This window comes from Pontibacter sp. MBLB2868, assembly GCF_051904785.1.
In the GTDB taxonomy this organism is placed as follows: Bacteria; Bacteroidota; Bacteroidia; order Cytophagales; family Hymenobacteraceae; genus Pontibacter.
This window is the reverse complement of record NZ_CP196710.1, coordinates 4,137,968-4,156,949: the sequence shown is the minus strand read 5'-3', so window position 1 is coordinate 4,156,949 and position 18,982 is coordinate 4,137,968. Positions and strand designations below refer to the sequence as shown.

The window sequence follows — 18,982 nt, the reverse complement described above, 5'->3', positions numbered from 1 at the left end:
TGTTACAAAGGTACAAGTTTATAGTATAAGTAAGTCAGGATATAATAAATTCGTTACTACCGGCTGTCGTGTGTTATTTAACGGCTTCCACCATTCTGTCCTTCCCGAAAAGATCCTGGACCACTTCTGCCCTACTATACCCGTGCTCTAACAGTAGTTTTGCTACCTGTGCACCATATTGTTCGTTTATTTCAAAGTATAACTTACCACCTTTTTTCAACAGCTCCAATCCAATGGCGGCAATTCGTTTGTAATACTTCAGCGGGTCAGCGTTGGGAACAAAAAGCGCAAGATGAGGCTCAAACTGCAGCACATTTTCGCGCATCTGTTTTTTCTCATCTTCCCGGACATAGGGCGGGTTGCTTGTAATGATGTCTAACGATTCTGGTGCTATACCTGGTATTGGCTTAAATACGTCGTGCTCCAGCCACTCTACAGGCAGGTTTAGTTTTGCAGTATTTGCCCGCGCCACTTCCAGGGCACCTGTTGATACCTCCAACCCCACCACGCTATCGGTGTTCAGGTTAGCTGCCAGGGCTAAAGGAATGCAGCCGCTGCCTGTACAAATATCAAGTATGCGCAGGTGCTCTCTGTTTTTGTGTTGCTTTATCACCCTGTCTACCAGCTCCTCTGTTTCAGGCCTTGGGATCAGCACCCGCTCATCCACCTGCAGTTCAAGTCCGTAAAAGTGCGCAACTCCCAGTACATATTGCACCGGTTCCTGCTGCTGCAACCGCAGAACAGCTTGCTTCACCTCCTCTTCCTGCGCTTGTGTTACCGTCTCCTGCTGCTGCAAGCTCAGCTGCACCCGCGACTTATGAAGCACATGCTCCAGCACCAGTTGTGCAATTGCACCGGCTTCAGGTTCCGGGTAAGCCTGGTTAATATTTTCACGGATAAAAAACTGCAATTCCTGGATTGTGGCCACGGCTATACTTTCATTTAGATTATAGGTATCTTTGCAAAAATAACTTTTTTAGTGTTACAAGTCTTTAATTTAGAGGTACGAGTTAAGACCAGGAACAGGCACCGCCAGCTCTCTTTTCTCCTGATACGCTAACCTTAAACCTGCTATCTATAACTATGGCCGACGAACTATACATGCAGCGCGCTCTGGAACTTGCCCGTTTGGGGAGCGGCTTTGTAAGCCCTAACCCAATGGTAGGCTGTGTGGTAGTGCACGAAGGGCAGATAATTGGAGAAGGCTGGCATAAACAATACGGTGGCCCTCATGCAGAAGTGAATGCCATTGCCGCCGTAGAAGACAAAAGTCTGCTGCCTGAAAGCCGGGTATATGTAACGCTTGAACCTTGCTCGCACTTTGGTAAAACACCGCCTTGCGCCGACCTCCTGATCAGCAACGGCGTGAAAGATGTAGTTATTTGTAATACTGACCCAAATCCGTTGGTGGCAGGCAGGGGCATTAAAAAGCTATTTGATTCCGGAGCCCAGGTAAAAGTAGGTGTGCTGGAAGATGAGGGGCTGGAGCTAAACAAACGCTTCTTCACCTTCCATAGCAAAAAGCGCCCTTTTATACTTCTTAAGTGGGCCGAAACAGCCGATGGTTTTATTGCCGCTGCAAATTACCAGCAGCAACAGATTAGCGGGAAACTGGCACAGCGCCTGGTACATAAATGGCGCTCTGAGGAGCAGGCAATCATGGTGGGCAGTCGCACAGCTCTATATGATAACCCGCGCCTTAACACACGCCTATGGGGTGGCAAAAACCCGCTACGCCTTGTAATTGACAAGCAACTGCTGCTGCCTGAGAAACTGCACTTGTTTGATAAGAGCCAGCCGACGGTAATTTATAATTATAAGAAACAGGAAGAGCAGGAGAATTTATACTTTGTTAAACTGCAGGAAGAGGAACTGATGCTTCCGCAGATCATGCAGGACCTGCATCAGCGCAACGTTCAGTCAGTAATGGTAGAAGGCGGCACCTTTTTACTGGAAAGCCTGCTGCAGGCTAACCTGTGGGATGAAGCAATAGTGTTCAAAAGCATACATAAAACTTTGGGCAACGGCATTAAAGCTCCCCATATGACCTTCGGCAGGTTCGCCGAAGTACAAACTTTAGGACCTGATAAGCTGTTGCATTACCTGAACTTATAATCGGGTTGCAGTCGTTCATAATTTCCAAACAGAAACATTACCATCACTTTTTCAATTCAGTCATTCACATATTCACTAAATCAAAATCAAATCATGGCCGAATCTCTATTAGTAGACCAAGCCCTCAGTAAAGAGGAAAAATATAAAGCGCTGCTTCCGCAGATAGAAGCATTGGTAACCGGCGAGACAGACCTTATCGCTAATATTTCTAACATGGTGGCTGCCCTTAAGCAAGGTTTAGGCTTCTTTTGGGTAGGTGTATACTTTAATAAGGAGGGACAGTTGGTTCTGGGTCCTTTTCAGGGACCAGTAGCCTGTACGCGCATACCTTACCACAAAGGTGTTTGTGGTGCCTGCTACACCCGCCAGGAAACAATCCTGGTTCCGGATGTGGAAGCTTTTCCGGGGCACATCGCCTGCAGCAGCGACTCCAAATCTGAGATCGTTTTACCAGCCATTAAAGATGGAGAAGTAAAGCTGGTGCTTGATGTAGACAGTGATAAGCTTAACGATTTTGATGAAATAGACCAGAAGTACCTGGAGCAGTTAATGAAACTGGTAGAGAGCTGGTATTAGTATTGTTAAGCAATTGTTAGTAGCTAAGTATTCCTGCCGCAAGTTTAGCTTTTGCGCAACTTGTGGCTAAGTATGGCTGCAGTTTGTAACTGCTTTGCTTTGCAAAAGCAACATTGTGTTAGCCGAAGCTATACTTTATACTTCGACAACAAGCGATAAAGTATACATCTTGTAAAGTGTACTTTTCTATTCGCGTCGCGCCGAAAGCCAGTTGCAAACTGGCATCATGTACAGCCAAAAGTTACGCCTTGGCTAAACTTACGGCAGAATATTCGGACGGAATAGCCGGGCTTTTAAATCCTGTTTTATAAAAAAGAAGGCCGCTGCAGGTTATACTTGCAGCGGCTTTCTTTTTTTGATTTATACTTCAATTCTTAGAGCATATATCTCAAAAGAGTCTTATCCAAAGAATGTAGGGGCTTCTGTTTTAAGCTGCGCTATTACTGTCTGTCCACCTTTTGTTTTCTGACCCAGCTCTACTTTTATTTCTGTATCAAGCGGCACGAAAATATCTACCCTTGAGCCAAATTTGATGAAGCCAAATTCTTCGCCCTGGCTTACTTCATCACCGGTATTTACATACCACACAATGCGGCGTGCCATGGCTCCGGCAATCTGTCTGAACAATACTTCCGGCCCGCCAGTAGACTCTACTACCACTGTTGTACGCTCGTTTTGCGTGCTTGACTTTGGGTGCCAGGCCACAAAATAGTTGCCTGGATGATACTTAAAATACTTAACGATACCAGACACCGGGTTACGTGTAATGTGCACGTTGATCGGTGACATAAAAATGGAGATCTGCTTGCGCTTATCCTTGAAATATTCCGGCTCTTCCACCTCTTCGATCACCACTACTTTACCATCGGCAGGTGCCACAAGTAAATCTTCGTGTAATAAAAGGTTACGGTAAGGGCTTCGGAAAAACTGAAGGATCAGCAGAAAAAGTACTACGGAAACACCAGAGAAGATTCTGTTAAAGGTATTGTTTTCAGCGTTGAATTGGTAAAGTAACAGGTTCAACACCAATAATATCAGTAATGTAAAAAATAGAATTCTTCGTCCTTCTTTATGAATTTTCATTTTTGCTATGTTTGCCGCGGGTACTTATATAACTTATAATAGCTCATCCAGTTACGTGGATGAGCTATTATCCTGTGTCAAAATTATATAAAGTTTTGCTTATTCTTACAAAAAACTTCTCTTAGAAGCCTCCGCGGTATTTGTACGTCATGGCTACTTTATCAATAGCCACTATATAAGCAGCGATACGCATTGGCACATTATACTTCTGCGATGCGGCATAAACACGCTCAAATGATTCGTTCATGATACGCTCTGCACGCTCATTAACGCGGTCCAGGGTCCACTTAAAGCCCATACGGTTTTGTACCCACTCAAAATAAGATACGGTTACTCCACCAGAGTTTGCCAGGATATCCGGTACAACCATAATCCCTTTTTCGTTGATGATATTATCTGCTTTGTAAGAAGTTGGTCCGTTAGCACCCTCCACTATCAGGCGGGCCTGAATTTTATCAACATTCTTGATCGTGATCACATCTTCAACAGCAGCAGGTACTAATACATCCACCTTGGCAGTCAGCAACTCATCCGGATCCATCTGCTCGGCACCTTTATACCCTTCCAGTCGGCCGTTGTGCGCATTCTTATACTCAATGGCGCCTTCGATGTCGATACCGTTATCATTCCAATATGCGCCGCTTACATCGCTGATACCTAATATTTTTACACCGCGTTCTGCCATTAGTTTAGCTGCCCAGGAGCCTACGTTACCGAAACCCTGTACAACAGCAGTGGACTTAGTTGGGTCCATGCCCAGCTTTTCCATAGCAGCCATAGCCGATACCATTACCCCACGGCCAGTAGCCTCTACACGGCCCAGAGAACCACCAAGCACAAGCGGCTTACCGGTTACTACTGCGTGTACCGTTGAATTTTTTGTTTTAGAGTATTCGTCCATCAACCAGGCCATCTCACGCGGACCTGTACCCATGTCTGGCGCAGGAATATCCTGGTCAGGACCAAAAAGATCTACCAGAGAAGCTGTATAAGCTCTTGTTAAACGCTCGATCTCGCCGGCAGACATAGAGTATGGATCGCAGATGATACCACCTTTTGCCCCACCATAAGGAATATCTACCACGGCGCATTTCCAGGTCATCCAGGCAGCAAGGGCCTTTACTTCATCCAGAAATACATCCGGCGCATACCGGATACCACCTTTTGACGGACCCAGTATAGTAGAGTGTACTACACGGTATCCCTCAAACACACGCACTTTGCCATCATCCATCGTAACCGGAACGTTTACGATCACCTGGCGAGCAGGAGACTTCAGGACATTGTATGTTTCCTCATCCAGTCCCAGCACCTCAGCAGCAATATTGAAGCGCGACATCATCGATTCGAAAGGGTTTTCTCTGTCCTTTATCGGTGCAGGCTCTTTGTATAACATCATCTACTATAAAATTAAGCGGTGAGTGATTAATTATTCAGGCGGTAAAGTTGAGAATTATACTTGCAACCTCCTAAGGGGACAATCAAAATTTTTCTAGAAGATCTTTAGAAAAGCTACTACAAATGGTATTGCCATCAAAAGGCTATCAAAGCGATCAAGCAAGCCGCCATGCCCGGGAAGCAAGGTGCCCGAGTCTTTTACACCCAGGCTACGCTTAAGCAGCGACTCGGTTAAATCGCCTAGCACACCAAATACTGCTACAATTATGGCCACTCCAACCCACTGGTAAAGCTCCAGGTCTGAAAAGAAAAAGGACATTGCATACCCTACAATTACAGCCAGAAGCGTACCGCCAGCCCATCCCTCCCAGGTTTTACCCGGTGATATTCGCTCAAATAGTTTGTGCTTGCCGAAATTCTTCCCAAAAATATAGGCCCCGGTATCAGAGGCCCAGATCAACAACATCAGGCCTAGTATAGGTTGCCAGCTGTATTCGCCGTTCAGGTAGCCCAGCGTGTGCAGCAATCCGAAAGGTCCGGCCACATAAGCCACGCCCAAAAAAGTAAAAGCAATATTCGTAAATGGGTGAGGCTGCTTTCTGTATAGCTCCAGAATGAATATCAGGAAGAGTACTGGCACAGACAGGTAGAGCAGTTCTTCCGGCATCAGTTCTTTCTCTACTAAGAACATGGATATAAAGAACAAAATACCCAGCGTTATGCCCACGCCGCGGTGGGGCATTATTCCCTGCACTTGTACCAGCTTATAAAATTCTGCAATGCCCAACAGAGTGAGCCCCAGGAAAAGCAGGAAATAGGTCCATTCGCCAAAGATGATGCTACCTACAAAAACTGCGGCGCCCAGCACCCCTACAATAATTCTCTGACTAAGGTTGCTGAGAGTAGATATTTTGTTACTCATGTAAAAGGCTTTGATCGGTGCCGGGTGGGGCGTAGGTTAGGGTTTATTTTACAGGTTTGGGCACGGCAATGGCTAATAATCTCTGTCTTCCTCTTCTTCACGGATTCCTGCCTTTGCCTCAGCTATGCTTTCGGGTCGCACAGGCAACGGCGAGTATTGCTGGTACAGGTAATACAGTACACCAACACTTAATATTAGCGAAAGCGCCACACTTATCCATGGCATTGCATCGGTACTTTCCACATCGAAATTAATTTTACCTGTTTGCTGCAGGTAAAGCAGGAAAACGGTAAATCCGTTATTGATAAAGTGCGCCAGGATGGGGACACTTATCCGGCCTGACCAAAAATACAGGTAGCCAAAGAGAGCTCCAAAAATAGCCCTTGGCACAAAACCAAAGAACTGCATGTGTATTGCAGCAAACACAATGGCAGCTATCCAGATGGCGACATGTGTGTTGCCCGTCCAGCGATGCAACTGGCGCTGGAGCACCCCCCTGAAAACGAGCTCTTCACCAATAGCAGGAATGGCAGCAATTACAATGATCCCTACCAGTAGCTTAGGCAGCGTGCTGAAATCTGCGATCAGCTTTGTAAGCTCTGCCAGTTCATCCTCTTTAGCCCTTGCCCACTTGCCGAATTCTTCCAGAAAGCCTGGCAGTTCCATGTTGGCATTCCAGTCGATAACCAGTGAGTTCGCTGGCATTATAAGTATGATCAGCAAGCCACTTAACAGCACCAGCCCCAGGCCTGGCCATACTTTCCAGTTCAGGTAGGTATCTAAGTTGTACCCAAAGGCCTTTAGCAGATACAGCGGCGCTATAACAAAGGAGAAGAACTGAACAACCCCCTGAAACATCAGCATAGCGCTGGCACCATTCGGGTGTGCAGCAGGGTTTTCGACTACCTCAACCAGCTCAAAAATACTGATCCCGTAGACCCAGTTAACAATTAAGCTATACACAAAACTCGCCACAAAATAGCCTGCCGTCATAAAAGCTAACAGCAGCAACAGCACCCAAAATGGATGTAGATCTTTGGATATGAAACCTTTCATAGAGTAGATTAGGTTTAATTGACGTAAATTTACGCTAAAATTTAAATTTTGCTTTGGTAAAGATAGCGAACATAGAGCTGGGTGAGTTTCCGCTGCTGCTGGCACCGATGGAAGACGTGAGTGACCCGCCATTCCGTAAAGTGTGCAAAGCCAACGGGGCTGACCTTATGTACACTGAGTTTATTTCCTCTGAAGGTTTGATACGCGATGCCGCCAAAAGTGTGCAGAAACTTGACATTTTTGATTACGAGCGCCCTATCGGTATTCAGATATTCGGATCAGATATTGAGTCAATGCGGGAAGCGGCCATTGTATCAGCACAGGCCGGCCCTGACCTCATTGACATTAATTACGGTTGCCCTGTTAAAAACGTGGCATGTAAAGGCGCAGGGGCTGCCCTGCTGCGCGATGTACCCAAGATGGTGAAGATGACCGAAGAAATTGTAAAAGCTACAAACCTTCCGGTTACAGTAAAAACCAGGCTGGGCTGGGACGAGAGCACCAAATACATTGTAGAAACAGCTGAAAGGCTACAGGATATCGGTATTCAGGCGCTAAGTATACATGGCCGTACACGTGTGCAGATGTATAAAGGAGAGGCTGACTGGAGCCTGATTGCCGAGGTAAAGAACAACCCGCGCATGCAGATCCCTATCTTCGGTAACGGCGACATTGACTCGCCGCAGAAGGCACTGGAGTATCGCAACAAGTATGGCGTTGATGGCATTATGATCGGGCGCGCCAGCATTGGATATCCGTGGATCTTTAATGAGATAAAACATTATATGAAAACCGGGGAGATTCTACCTGGTCCTACTTTGGAAGAACGCGTAGAAGTTTGTCGCCAACATTTCACACACTCTCTTGAGTGGAAGGGCGATAAACTGGGCATTTTTGAAATGCGCCGTCACTATACTAATTACTTCCGTGGTCTGCCGCATTTTAAGCCGCTCCGCATGCGCATGGTGCAGTCCGAGGATATACAGGAGATATACGACACGCTGGATGAGATCGCACAAACAATGGCTTACGAAGAGGCATAGCAACCTTAAAAGCAAGTTGCTGGTGATAAACACTCTGGCTTTGTTACGCTGGTAGCAGGAGTTGTTTCTTAAACTATTGAAATACCACTGCAACCAAGGCACTTTATGTACCTTGGTTGCAGTGGTAACAATTTTATTATCTTACTCACTTCGGATTTCAAGTTTCCAAAAATCTTAAACCTACTCTTATTAAAACCGCTACTGCTCCCGCCCCTGAAAAGACCAATAATGCATTATCCTGGCTCTTAATTATTATTCTGACCCTGATCTGGGGCACATCCTTTATTCTTATGAAGAAGGGCCTGGTAGTCTACTCTTCAGGTGAACTGGGAGCACTACGTATGGTGATTGCCTGTGCGACCCTATTACCTTTTGCTCTGCAACATGTGCGTAAGGTAGAGCGGGGCCGGTGGAAATATTTAGTTGGCAGCGGCGTACTTGGCAACCTGTTACCAGCATTTTTATTTGCTTATGCCGAAACACGCCTGGCCAGTGGACTGGCAGGTGTGCTCAACTCCCTGACAGCTTTATTCACCTTATTGGTAGGTGCCATGTTCTTCAGGCAGTCAATTACCTGGATGCGCATGCTTGGCATTGTTATAGGCATAGCAGGAACGGTTATACTTATTTTCTCAGGCAACGGAAGCACCGACCTTGACAACAAGTATTATGGCCTTTACATCGTAGTGGCTACTATTTGTTACGGCGGCAGTGTTAACATTATCAAGCACAAGCTCCACGACCTAAAACCTTATGTTATCTCTGGCCTGGCGCTTTTAACGGTTGGCCCGGTTTCACTGGCTTACCTCCTTACAACTAGTTTCTTTTATAAGCTGCAGCATGTTCCCGGCGCCTGGGAGGCATTAATGTATATCGCTATACTTGCCGTGTTCAGCACCGCCATTGCACTTGTGCTTTTCAACAAGCTCATCCACATTTCCACAACGCTGTTTGCCAGTTCTACTACTTATCTTATTCCAATTGTAGCACTCATGTGGGGCGTTTTGGATGGAGAAACAATTCAACTGTGGCACTACCTGGGGATGTTAGTGATAATGGCAGGCGTTTTTATTGTGAATCGGGCTAAATAATAAAACACGTATTGTGACCCGTCCTAAAATAAGTTGACAGGTTTTACGATGATTTTACAGAACCTGTGGGCCTTGGCTCACAGGTTTTTTCATGTACCTGCTGTGGTGTCAGCATCCTCAGGCTCAGGTGAGGCCTTCGGGTGTTGTAGCTTTCCACTGCCTGTTTTACGAGCACATCCAGTTCCTGTCTGGTATTACAGGGGTAAATCAGGAACTCCTCTTTGAGTATGCCGTTCATGCGTTCAGCCAATGCATTCTGGTAGCAGTCATACCCATCGGTCATGGAAGGCTGGATACTGTGCTTTTGCAGGATGCGCTGGTAGTGCTGCGAGCAGTACTGCAGCCCGCGGTCCGAGTGGTGGATGAGCGGCAAAGTCGTCTTGCGTTCCTTCACAGCCATCTTCAGGGCCTTGCCCACACTCTCGGCGCTCAGGTCGTCGCTCAGGGCATAGCCCATGATGCGGCGGCTGAAGGCATCGGTGACCAGCGAGAGGTAATGGGTGCGCTGCCGGCTTTTGACATACGTGATGTCAGAGACAAACACCTGCTCTGCCCGCTCTACGGCCAGTTCTTTCACCAGATTGGGGTATTTCCTGAGCCAGTGTTTGGAGTGGGTGGTTTTGGTGTAGCTGCGGCGGGGGGCGATAAGCAGGTGCTCTGTGCGCAGATAAGCAAACAGCCCGTCACGGCCCAGCTTGACGCCTTGCTCCTGCAACTGTGCCGAGAGCAGGTAGTGGAGCTTACGGGCACCCACCCGGGGCAGCTGCCGGCGCACCTCCTGCACCAGTTCCCTGACAGGGGCCAGTTGTGCTGCGCGCCTGGTTTGCCGCGCCCTCAGCTGGTAGAGCGATTGCCTGCTGCACCCGAACAAAGAAGAGAGACGCGACAGGCTCACGCTTTTCTCTTTCTGGAAGAACCACATTGTCCGGGTAAGGGCTTTTTTGAAAAACCAGTGCCAAGCTGCTGGTCAATGTCCTCTACCATCTTCTCGAGAACCTGCCTGCGGAGACGTTCATCAGAGAGTTCGCGCTCCAGGCGCTTGATCTTTTGGGCGGGTGTTTCGGCTTCTTTCATACGTGTGTGTATACCGGGATAACGCCAATCCAACCGGCCGTGTTTCCGAAGCCACACTAAAACCGTGGAGCGCCCCTGGATCCCGTAATGGCGCTGGGCCTGCTTGTAGGTTAGCTCGCCTTCTTCAACCTGCCTGACAACAGCCAGTTTAAAGCCTAGCGGATAATCACGACTGCTGCGTCTGCTGCAACCTGTTTCTTCTTTTCCTTGCATAAGTCTAAATAGTGTCAACTTATTCTAGGACGACTCATTGGCATAAAAAAAGGCAGCTGTTAATCAGCTGCCTTTTTTTGTTTTGGTTATTTTCTTACCACTTTCAGTCGATGCTTTTGACCGTTTATTTCTACAGTAACAAAATATATTCCTGACTGTGCAATAGACTTTTCAACGCTCAGCGGCAACGAAGTAACACCGGCCTTCACCTGGTAAGACTGAGATACCAACTTCTGCCCGGTAACATTGTAGACCTCAACCAATGCCTGCCCTGGCACAACAGCACTTACGTTTACAGTTAAGTTGCTCTGGAACGGGTTAGGGTAAGCATACACTGCCACTTCTTTTACTATTTCAAAGGCAAGTGTGCGTGGACCATAATATGTTACCTTGCCATCAAAGTCCTGCTGTCTCAGGCGATAGTATCGCATGCCATTTTTACCTTGCTCTATATCCTTGAAAGTATATTTAATAGCTGCGCGGGTAGTACCGGTACCCTGGCTTACAAAACCAATCTCTCTGTAGCTAAATCCATCCTCAGAAACCTCAATCCCAAAGCCTTTGTTATCCTCTTCCGTAGCAGTCTCCCATGTTAAGAGCGCTTCACTTCCATTTTTCTCTGCCTTAAAGTAAATAAGCTCTACTGGTAACGGGGTATTTGTACTTGCTAAGGTCATGCGTCTTAAAGTAGGCACTCCCGTGGCTATTAAGTCGTTGCTGGTTTCATTAGGAATAGAGTTAGGGTGCGAGTACCACTTTACACCATCCAGCGAGTTGAAAAGCTGTAATGTACTTTCAGTAAGAGTATTCAATTCATGGGTAAAATAATGGAAAGTAACCCTAGCATCTAACTTGCTGTTTACATCTGCGACTACAAAGGAGTAGTTCCGCAAAATGCTGTTATTTGATGGACCGACAGCACGACCTGTTTCCCGAACAATGGTTACCAGCCCTGGCGCCAGCGTCGGAGTAATTTCTATACCTAAGCCCCCAAAGTTTTCTAGCGCTGTTGTCATGGTACGTTGGGTTTCAACGAAGCCAGTTACATAAGCATTCTCGCCTTCACTAATTGTACCACTTGCCTGATTTAGAACAATCTTGTTTGATCCAGTTATTACTTCTATCACATTATCAGCCAACGGTGAAACTGAACCTGTCGAAAGAAGCAGACTGTTTTTTACGTTTACTGTAGCACCTGTTCCAGTTATTGTCTTCTTGCCCTTCACAGAAAAGCGTAGATTATCATAATCTACAGCTGCTACTTTTTGAGCCCTGTCACCATTAAAATTAACAGTAGTAGCGTTAATAGCTAAGTTCGTAGATGGTGTTGTAACTGTAAAGTCTCCGGCTATGCCCGTTTCACCTGCTAGTAATGTCTTAACACCAGTGTTATTAAACTGCAGGTGATGATAATTTAGAGGCAAAACATCCTGTGCCACAGTACCATTGTAATTAACTGTTGTAGCGTTTGTTACTGCATCTACAGTTGCAGCTCCAGTATTAGTAAAAGCATCTGCTACTCCAACAATATCATTCAATGTTTTTGCTCCGCCAGTTGTAAGTGATAAATTATTGTAATCTATACCGGCTATCTGCTGATCACCTCCATTATATTCTATTGTTGCTGGGGCTGTTACCCTTGATCTGGTTACAACTTTTTCTGGTGTCTTGTCTAATACAAAACTACCGGCAATTTTAGTAGTTCCTTCAGCAGGCAAGAAGGTCTTTTGTTTATCTAAACCTAATGTATTCTCTAGCCTTAAGTTGCCATATTGAACATTCTTGACTTCCTGCTTGCCACCATAATAGATTACATTACTAGCTGGAGTCAGTGTTGTTACATCTACATCTGGTAAAGTTTTATCCCCTCCAACTTTTACTGTAGCACCATCGACTACTGTTAGAATAGTTTCTACTGGCTTGAAAACTGTTACTGGATTACCAAATTCATCAGTTGTAGTTTCTTCAACATCTGGATAAGCAACTATACTTTTATTTTTAAGATCAAGTGTTCCCTTTGCTACTGTTACACTTAATACTTTATCGATATCTGTCTCCAGATTCACAAACATTGGCTGTGTGTCTTTAAATACTTGCAGCCTTCCTAAGCTAAGTGGAGTAACTGGTTCTACACCTGAAATTATACTAGAAGGACCTGCACCAATGAAAGTTATAAGTGAGTTTGCTGAATTAAAGTCCAGCCCATTATGTGTTAAACTACTATAAATATTTATTGGTTTATTGATAGTTAATTTTGCTAATGGTGCGACTGTAAGGTTTCCTAGCATTGTAGTACCTGAACCACTTATGCTAGAGTTAGACCCTTCTATCGTAAAGTTTGCTCCAATTCCAAATGGAACAGGATTTAATGGATCGGGGTTCACACTAATGATGTACCCTTGATTAGTGATGTCACCCTTTATAAAAAAGTTTGTTCCAATCAAACCTTTACTAGCCACCTCTGGTATTGCATTTAACTTCCCTGTACTCTCAATTATTAAGCTCCCATTTAACTTCCAGTCTTTTATCGCTAAAATGTAGTCAGGACTTAATGTTGTTGTTGTTATACCTTTACTGTTAGATATAATCAAGTTATTCAGCGTTGGAGAAACACTTCCAGACAATAGAATTTGGCCGGTCCCTCCAAATTTTAATGTTCCTGTACTTGTAAAGCTTCCAAACTTGAAAGGATGACCAGCAGGAGCATCTGCAAAAGGATAAGGTGTAGAAAAGTCTAAAACTCCTGAACTTTCAAAGATTCCATAATTTAAAAAAGCCGAATATAATTTGTGGGTATATGATCCTGCAAAGAATTTCGCATTAGGCGTAATCGTGAAAATACCTGCTACTCCCCAACCAACACTAGCGGTAACACCTGCAGTATTACTAATGATAACATCCGCAAACTCTGGTGACCTTGTTGAGTTTAATATTGGTGAAATATCTCCTGCAAATTCTACTGTTGGAGCTTTTTCATTATATGGAATTATGGGAGCTAATAACTGAATAGTTTGTTTACGGCCTCCTAAGAATTTAGCTTTCCCATTACTAAACAACATTCCTGAATTTTTGAAATCACCCGCTATCTCAACATCAACTGAGGTCTCGAAGAATCCATTAGAAAAGATATTTGCTTGTATAAATCCTCTATCTTTAGGATTCGGTTCATCAGGTTTAGCATAAACATCTCCGTTGCCTGTAATATCTATACTACCGTTAATCACTAATTTCTCTGCACTGAAGTTATACATTGCAGCAACACTTATAATCATGTTGTTTACTGTTAACGTTTTACCTGTTATATTCTTTCTTGTACCTGTCAGTACTAATGGCCTAGCAAGTATTAGAGTTCCTGTGGGCGACACTGCCGGATCATAAAAACCTGGTAAGAAAATACCATCATTAACGAAATGACCATGCAATGTTAATGTCTGGTTATTTACATTAAATGTTGCATCAGCTTTCAGAATTAAACTATCAAGAACAGAAGATGCTCCATCTAAAGTCTTTGGGTAAGCTTGACCTTGCAACAAAGCAAGTTTTCCATAAACTATTGGCCTAACTTTCTGGGCTATTGTCCCAGAGTATAATACTTTACTTGTACTAGCTAAAGTATTTGTATTAAAATTGGATGGAAAATTATCTGCTCCTTTTAACTCTAATGAAGCTCCTGCTGCAACTTCGAATACTCCACCTGCTGCACTCCTGTTTGCTTTGATTGCTTCGCTCAATAGTAATTTACCGCTAGTAATAGTTAAATCACCATTTATAGTAGCATCTGATGTTATTACTTTCGCATACCCTGTAGGACCGTTATTTATGACTAAATTATTGAATACTGAACCGGTAAGGTTTTGAGCTCCTGTTCCAATAAAACTAACTGTACCAGTTCCTGGAATAAATTTGCCAGTAGTTGCTCTTGTCCAGTCACCTTTAGCATTAATGTTAGCTGTGTTCGCATTTAGAACCCCGTCTACATTTATAATGATATTACCATTTACAGTAAGAGCATTAAATCCCTGAAGCAACATTGTACCTGCTGTTACAGTAAGATTACCCTTTACTACAGGACTACCAGATGTACTATACTGTGCCACACCACCAGATTTATTTATGTTCAAATGGTAATAAGGAACATTTGCTACTGTCTGTGCATTACCACCTTCGTATACTACAGTACCAGCCGCAGCTGCAGTAGTGAAAGCACCACTAGTATAGCTGTAATCTCCTTTTATCTTAAGGAATCCAGAACCTATATTAATGCTAGCACCACTTTGGACCACGTTACCAGTGACTATTATATTGTTACTAGTTTTACGAATATGTATTCTATGGTTTATATTATCTAATATAAGACTACTATTTGTTTCTAACTTCCGATTTGCTGTCTTTATAACATGTTCTATACTTCCAGTCTCCAATGCCACTATATTTCCTCTTACGTTTAGGGCCGGTAGGGAAGTCACAATAGAGGTTGAATCAAATGACAATACTATTTTATTATTAGGAAAGAACTGTACACCTTTGACATATATTTCAGAATTAATGTGAGGCTGGTTTTTAGGTACTTCTCTACCAAGTTCAGCAATATCAGAGGGTGATGGCACAAGCAGTGTTCTTTCCCAAACTTGGCTTTCATTATATCTCAACCAATTTCCTCCTTGTTCCCAATTTTTGTTTACATCACCATCCCATGAAAATCTAGTTGGTTTGTCTGAAATAACCCAAAATTTGTTCAAATCGGTATAGCCTTCAGGTCTTGCAGCATCAATCCCATTATCTGATACCCAGTTACTAGTATAGTTATTACCATTTTTCCTTCCTTGGGACCAGCCAGCATTGTCGTTGTCAGAGTACGAAATTTTTAATCCATCCTCATCTCCAAATTCTGCACTACCTCCTTCTTTATTACCATTTAGCTCAGAGTCTTCATATTGAAGCTGTATTTGAGCCTTTGAATAGCTACCATTCGTTACTACTTTATATAGTCTATTTACTGGTATTGAGCCAGGGAAATTTACAACTGCAGGATTAGAAGTAACAGAGATTTCTGTTACAGTACTGGATACTGTTCCAAATTTGATAGCTACATATGGTCCATTAAATAAATAGGAGGTCCCAGCATTAAAACTAGACAATCGCCTTGTTATTGTACCTTCTACCCAGCCGGTATCATAGCGATCAATCAAAACTATTACCCTATTAGTTGCTCCTGTTTTAAGAAAACCTGTTGTTAAATAGATATTATTGGTTGTTATATCAGACCCATTTAGAGAGACAAAATTTGACACGTTGTCTTTCAATATCTTTAAATCATTAAAAGTAGTCGCACCTGTTATAGTAGTGTTTGAATTTCCGGCGAACACTATAGTACCTGTTCCTGCAGTAAAAGTTCCAGCGTCTATCCAATTTCCATAGATATTATGCGTGTAAGCTACATCTCCTGCATTAAAATTCGATCCGCCTTTTATTTCTAAATTCCCATTTACAGTGAGGGCATTATCTGCCTTCTTAGCTCCAGTTTTATCAAATACCAGATGGTGATAGGTTATAGGAGCAACTGTTTGAGCTATTGTACCATTATAGGTTACTGTATTAGGTATGTTAGCTGTTACATTAAGATTTCCTGATACAGTAAGTGTACTGGCAACTCCCATATTTGAGTTTGTCACCATTCGTCTGTCTGTACCAGATACTACTACCTTAAACAAGTTGTGTGTACCCGCAAATGTTGCAGTAGCACCTCTAAACTCGACAGTGCCAGCCGTAGCAGCTGTAAGATTATTCCCACTTAAATCAGAATCTACATAGAACGAGGAACTGGTAAGTGTTTTGGCATCAATTCGCAGCCCATAGAAAGTAAGGTTAGCAATTGAAGTAGCACTGTTGATTATGTTCTTACTTCCATCCCCTGCCATTGTAATTGTTCCGCCTGTTGCAACAAACGACTTACCACTATTAACAGTGAAGTTACCTTTAACAGTAAAAGATGTCGTAGTAGTTGTACTGCCATTAGCTATAAAATCATTCAATACAATACTATTTCCACTTATCGTTTTAGCCGCGCCTTCCATTGTCAGGCTGCCTGTGCTTTGCGTTAGGGTACCCGCGCCAGTTGTACTTAAATTACCTTTTATAACCAATGTTTGAGTGCCAGGGATTGTAATAGCTGTCCCTAAACCAGCTACTTCCAGGTTATTGAATTCATTTTTTAAAGCCGCAGTTACGTTCGCTGTTCTGGAAATCACCTTTCCTGTACCTATTAATCTAACCGTACTTGTATTCCCGGTAAAGTCTGCGTTATTCGTCCAGTCACCACCAACAGTATGTGTAAAACTACTACCATCAAAAGAAGCAGTACTTGTGCCACTCGTATTTCCTAAAGTAACATTGCCCGCTATAGCCATATCTGCTGTAGCTGTAAAGGAAGCACTTCCTTCTCCTAATAAATTCCCTGCAATTACCATAGTTGCTCCAGCAGTATTAGGCATTGTTTTGGCCCCAGAACCAATCAAGTGCAGATTTCCATAGCCTTTTGGTACATGCTGCACATTTTGAGCAGCGCCATAATATATGGTGGTACTGGTAGTTTTTAAGTCTACTGTGCTAAAGTTTGCGGGGAAATTAGATATACCGCTCAACTTCAATGTTGCATCGTAGGAGACACTCATTGTTCCGCCTATACTGGTCCTATTTAAGGTATATCCAATAATATCTAAAGTTCCCGATTCTACTAATAAGTTAGACACAATGGACGTTTGCACAACCGGACTTCCTACCGGGGCTTCTAACGTTTTTACTCCTGTTCCACTTATACTTAGAACTCCATATTGCTGAGAAGAAAGTACATTCTGATCTCCAGATGAGAACGAATCAGCAGTTGACCTGTTGTAACTAACTGTACCCAAGGGATCCATAATAGGGAATATAGCATTTCCTGTACTTGAGTAAGCATAATTCTCTTTGTAATTTACTGCCTTAACATATATAGTACCTGTTTGCTCTACAACAAAAGTAGGAGTACCATCAAAAGCAACTTTATACCCCATCGGATCAAAAGTTCCGGATACATACATTTTCGGATTTTCACTGGCGATTATTTCATCAGGTTTTGACTTATGCTTTCTAACTCTATTTACTTTTATAAGCGACATGCCGCTTAACATTTTTACAGATCCACTTATTTTAAGGTAACTAAAACCCATTGAGGATGAAGGGAACAGTATAGTTTTACCTGTACCAATGAACTCTGTGTATGGCCAAATTTTACTAGTTGAGTTACCCCATGCATATCCTGGATTAGAAGAATAGCCTGTTTCTTTATAAACTCCATTTTTATAAACCCCACTTGAGACCTCCTTTGTTAGTACTACAAAATTACCGCTATAGTAAGCCGATGATCCATGGTTTTCAAACTCTCCAAAGGCACCTATAGTAACGTTTCCATTGACACTAAAATCACTAGCTCCTACAAGTAATTTGCCGGATTTTTCTACACCAACAGTTAGAGATTTTATTGAAACAACAGAGCCTGGAGGGATATCAGGATAATTCTTTTCATCAAACCCTGCATCACCTATGAATACATCATCATTTGGGCCTGGAATTTCAGCCGGCTGCCAATTAGCAGCAGTATTCCAGTCTGTGGCAGTTCTATTATCTGCTCCTCCACGCCAATATTTCTGTGCCTGCACATCCGCATGCTGCAGAAGCAGAAATAACAGAGTCAAAACTAAACTAGTGAAACAACCAAATCTGGTCATTTTTAAATATGTAAAAGTTTTCATAGGCACTGACCCAAACCAGTTCATTAAAAATTAATAAAACACAAAACTATTTCTTCCGCCACCACACGATGAAGCCGTGATTCGGAGCAGACAAATTTAACTTTTCTAATAAATACTAAAAGACATGCAAATAAATTATCCAATTATTCTTTGGGATTATCTATTTCATGCAGTATTATATTTATAATCTTTATTACTATTAAGCCTGTTTTGATGCAAGTGGAGCGCTATTTTGAATTATATAGAAGATATATATTGTCAAACTTATTTACAAATAGTTTCATAGCAATTGCATCATATTTTTAATTGTACTTGCATTTTTTTAAAATTTAAATGCATATCATAGATCATTATAAGCAAAGTCATAATTTTTTTTTAAAATAATATATTTTTAAAGGACTTAAGATTTTTAAACTCGCTGTTTTAGTACAAAACATATACAATGTTTAAACATAGTATGCTTGCATAATATTACTTCTATATACAATGAATACTATATAAGACATCTTACTATTAGAGACTTTAGGCTTTTTTTCTTTAAAAAAGAGTCCGATATCATTGGAGGCTAATACAGACGTCAGGAATAGTTTCTGATTGTTAGAAATATTTACTTACTTAAGGGTT

Annotated in this window: 11 protein-coding genes; 4 read left to right on the top strand and 7 right to left on the bottom strand. The window is 43.0% G+C overall.

The genetic code is table 11. The features are described 5' to 3' along the window. Positions 1–73: 73 nt before the first annotated feature. The gene (gene prmC / locus ACSX1A_RS17755) at positions 74–928 is read right to left on the bottom strand and encodes a peptide chain release factor N(5)-glutamine methyltransferase (protein ID WP_439880978.1); all 855 of its coding nucleotides are present in this window, start codon (positions 926–928) and stop codon (positions 74–76) included. A 155-nt stretch (positions 929–1,083) separates the two neighbouring features. Between prmC and ribD the strand changes: the two genes are divergently transcribed. Next, complete coding sequence (ribD, locus tag ACSX1A_RS17750; RefSeq protein ID WP_439880977.1) at positions 1,084–2,115, top strand: bifunctional diaminohydroxyphosphoribosylaminopyrimidine deaminase/5-amino-6-(5-phosphoribosylamino)uracil reductase RibD; 1,032 nt, start codon at positions 1,084–1,086, stop codon at positions 2,113–2,115. A gap of 93 nt (positions 2,116–2,208) precedes the next feature. Next, positions 2,209–2,691 (top strand): GAF domain-containing protein, encoded by a 483-nt coding sequence (locus ACSX1A_RS17745; protein WP_439880976.1) that lies wholly within the window; start codon positions 2,209–2,211, stop codon positions 2,689–2,691. Between the two features lie 399 nt (positions 2,692–3,090). On the opposite strand, the gene ACSX1A_RS17740 is transcribed toward ACSX1A_RS17745, so the two are convergent. The 4 genes from ACSX1A_RS17740 to ACSX1A_RS17725 form a co-directional block, all read right to left on the bottom strand. Continuing rightward, positions 3,091–3,774, bottom strand: coding sequence for a phosphatidylserine decarboxylase family protein (locus tag ACSX1A_RS17740; RefSeq protein ID WP_439880975.1), 684 nt, complete (start codon positions 3,772–3,774; stop codon positions 3,091–3,093). Between the two features lie 121 nt (positions 3,775–3,895). After that, on the bottom strand, positions 3,896–5,170 hold the full coding sequence (locus tag ACSX1A_RS17735) for a Glu/Leu/Phe/Val family dehydrogenase (protein WP_439883568.1): 1,275 nt from the start codon (positions 5,168–5,170) through the stop codon (positions 3,896–3,898). A 96-nt stretch (positions 5,171–5,266) separates the two neighbouring features. Further along, a complete protein-coding gene (locus tag ACSX1A_RS17730; protein WP_439880974.1) occupies positions 5,267–6,094 on the bottom strand; it encodes a phosphatidate cytidylyltransferase in 828 nt (275 codons plus the stop codon). Positions 6,095–6,166: 72 nt separating this feature from the next. Beyond that, on the bottom strand, positions 6,167–7,150 hold the full coding sequence (locus ACSX1A_RS17725) for a lysostaphin resistance A-like protein (RefSeq protein WP_439880973.1): 984 nt from the start codon (positions 7,148–7,150) through the stop codon (positions 6,167–6,169). Between the two features lie 53 nt (positions 7,151–7,203). Here ACSX1A_RS17725 and dusB point away from each other — a divergent pair, with 53 nt between their 5' ends. Continuing rightward, positions 7,204–8,193, top strand: coding sequence for a tRNA dihydrouridine synthase DusB (gene dusB / locus ACSX1A_RS17720; RefSeq protein ID WP_439880972.1), 990 nt, complete (start codon positions 7,204–7,206; stop codon positions 8,191–8,193). A gap of 188 nt (positions 8,194–8,381) precedes the next feature. After that, complete coding sequence (locus tag ACSX1A_RS17715) at positions 8,382–9,284, top strand: DMT family transporter (RefSeq protein ID WP_439883567.1); 903 nt, start codon at positions 8,382–8,384, stop codon at positions 9,282–9,284. Positions 9,285–9,327: 43 nt separating this feature from the next. Here the strand turns inward: ACSX1A_RS17715 and ACSX1A_RS17710 are convergent. Together ACSX1A_RS17710 and ACSX1A_RS17705 are read right to left on the bottom strand one after the other, a co-directional pair. Continuing rightward, a protein-coding gene (locus tag ACSX1A_RS17710; RefSeq protein WP_439880971.1) for an IS3 family transposase occupies positions 9,328–10,571 on the bottom strand; the annotation gives its coding sequence in 2 pieces (ribosomal slippage) (positions 9,328–10,218 and positions 10,221–10,571; 1,242 coding nt in all). Between the two features lie 86 nt (positions 10,572–10,657). After that, entirely contained in the window at positions 10,658–18,358 is a 7,701-nt protein-coding gene (locus ACSX1A_RS17705; RefSeq protein ID WP_439880970.1) for a T9SS type A sorting domain-containing protein, read from the bottom strand. Between the last annotated feature and the right edge of the window lie 624 nt (positions 18,359–18,982).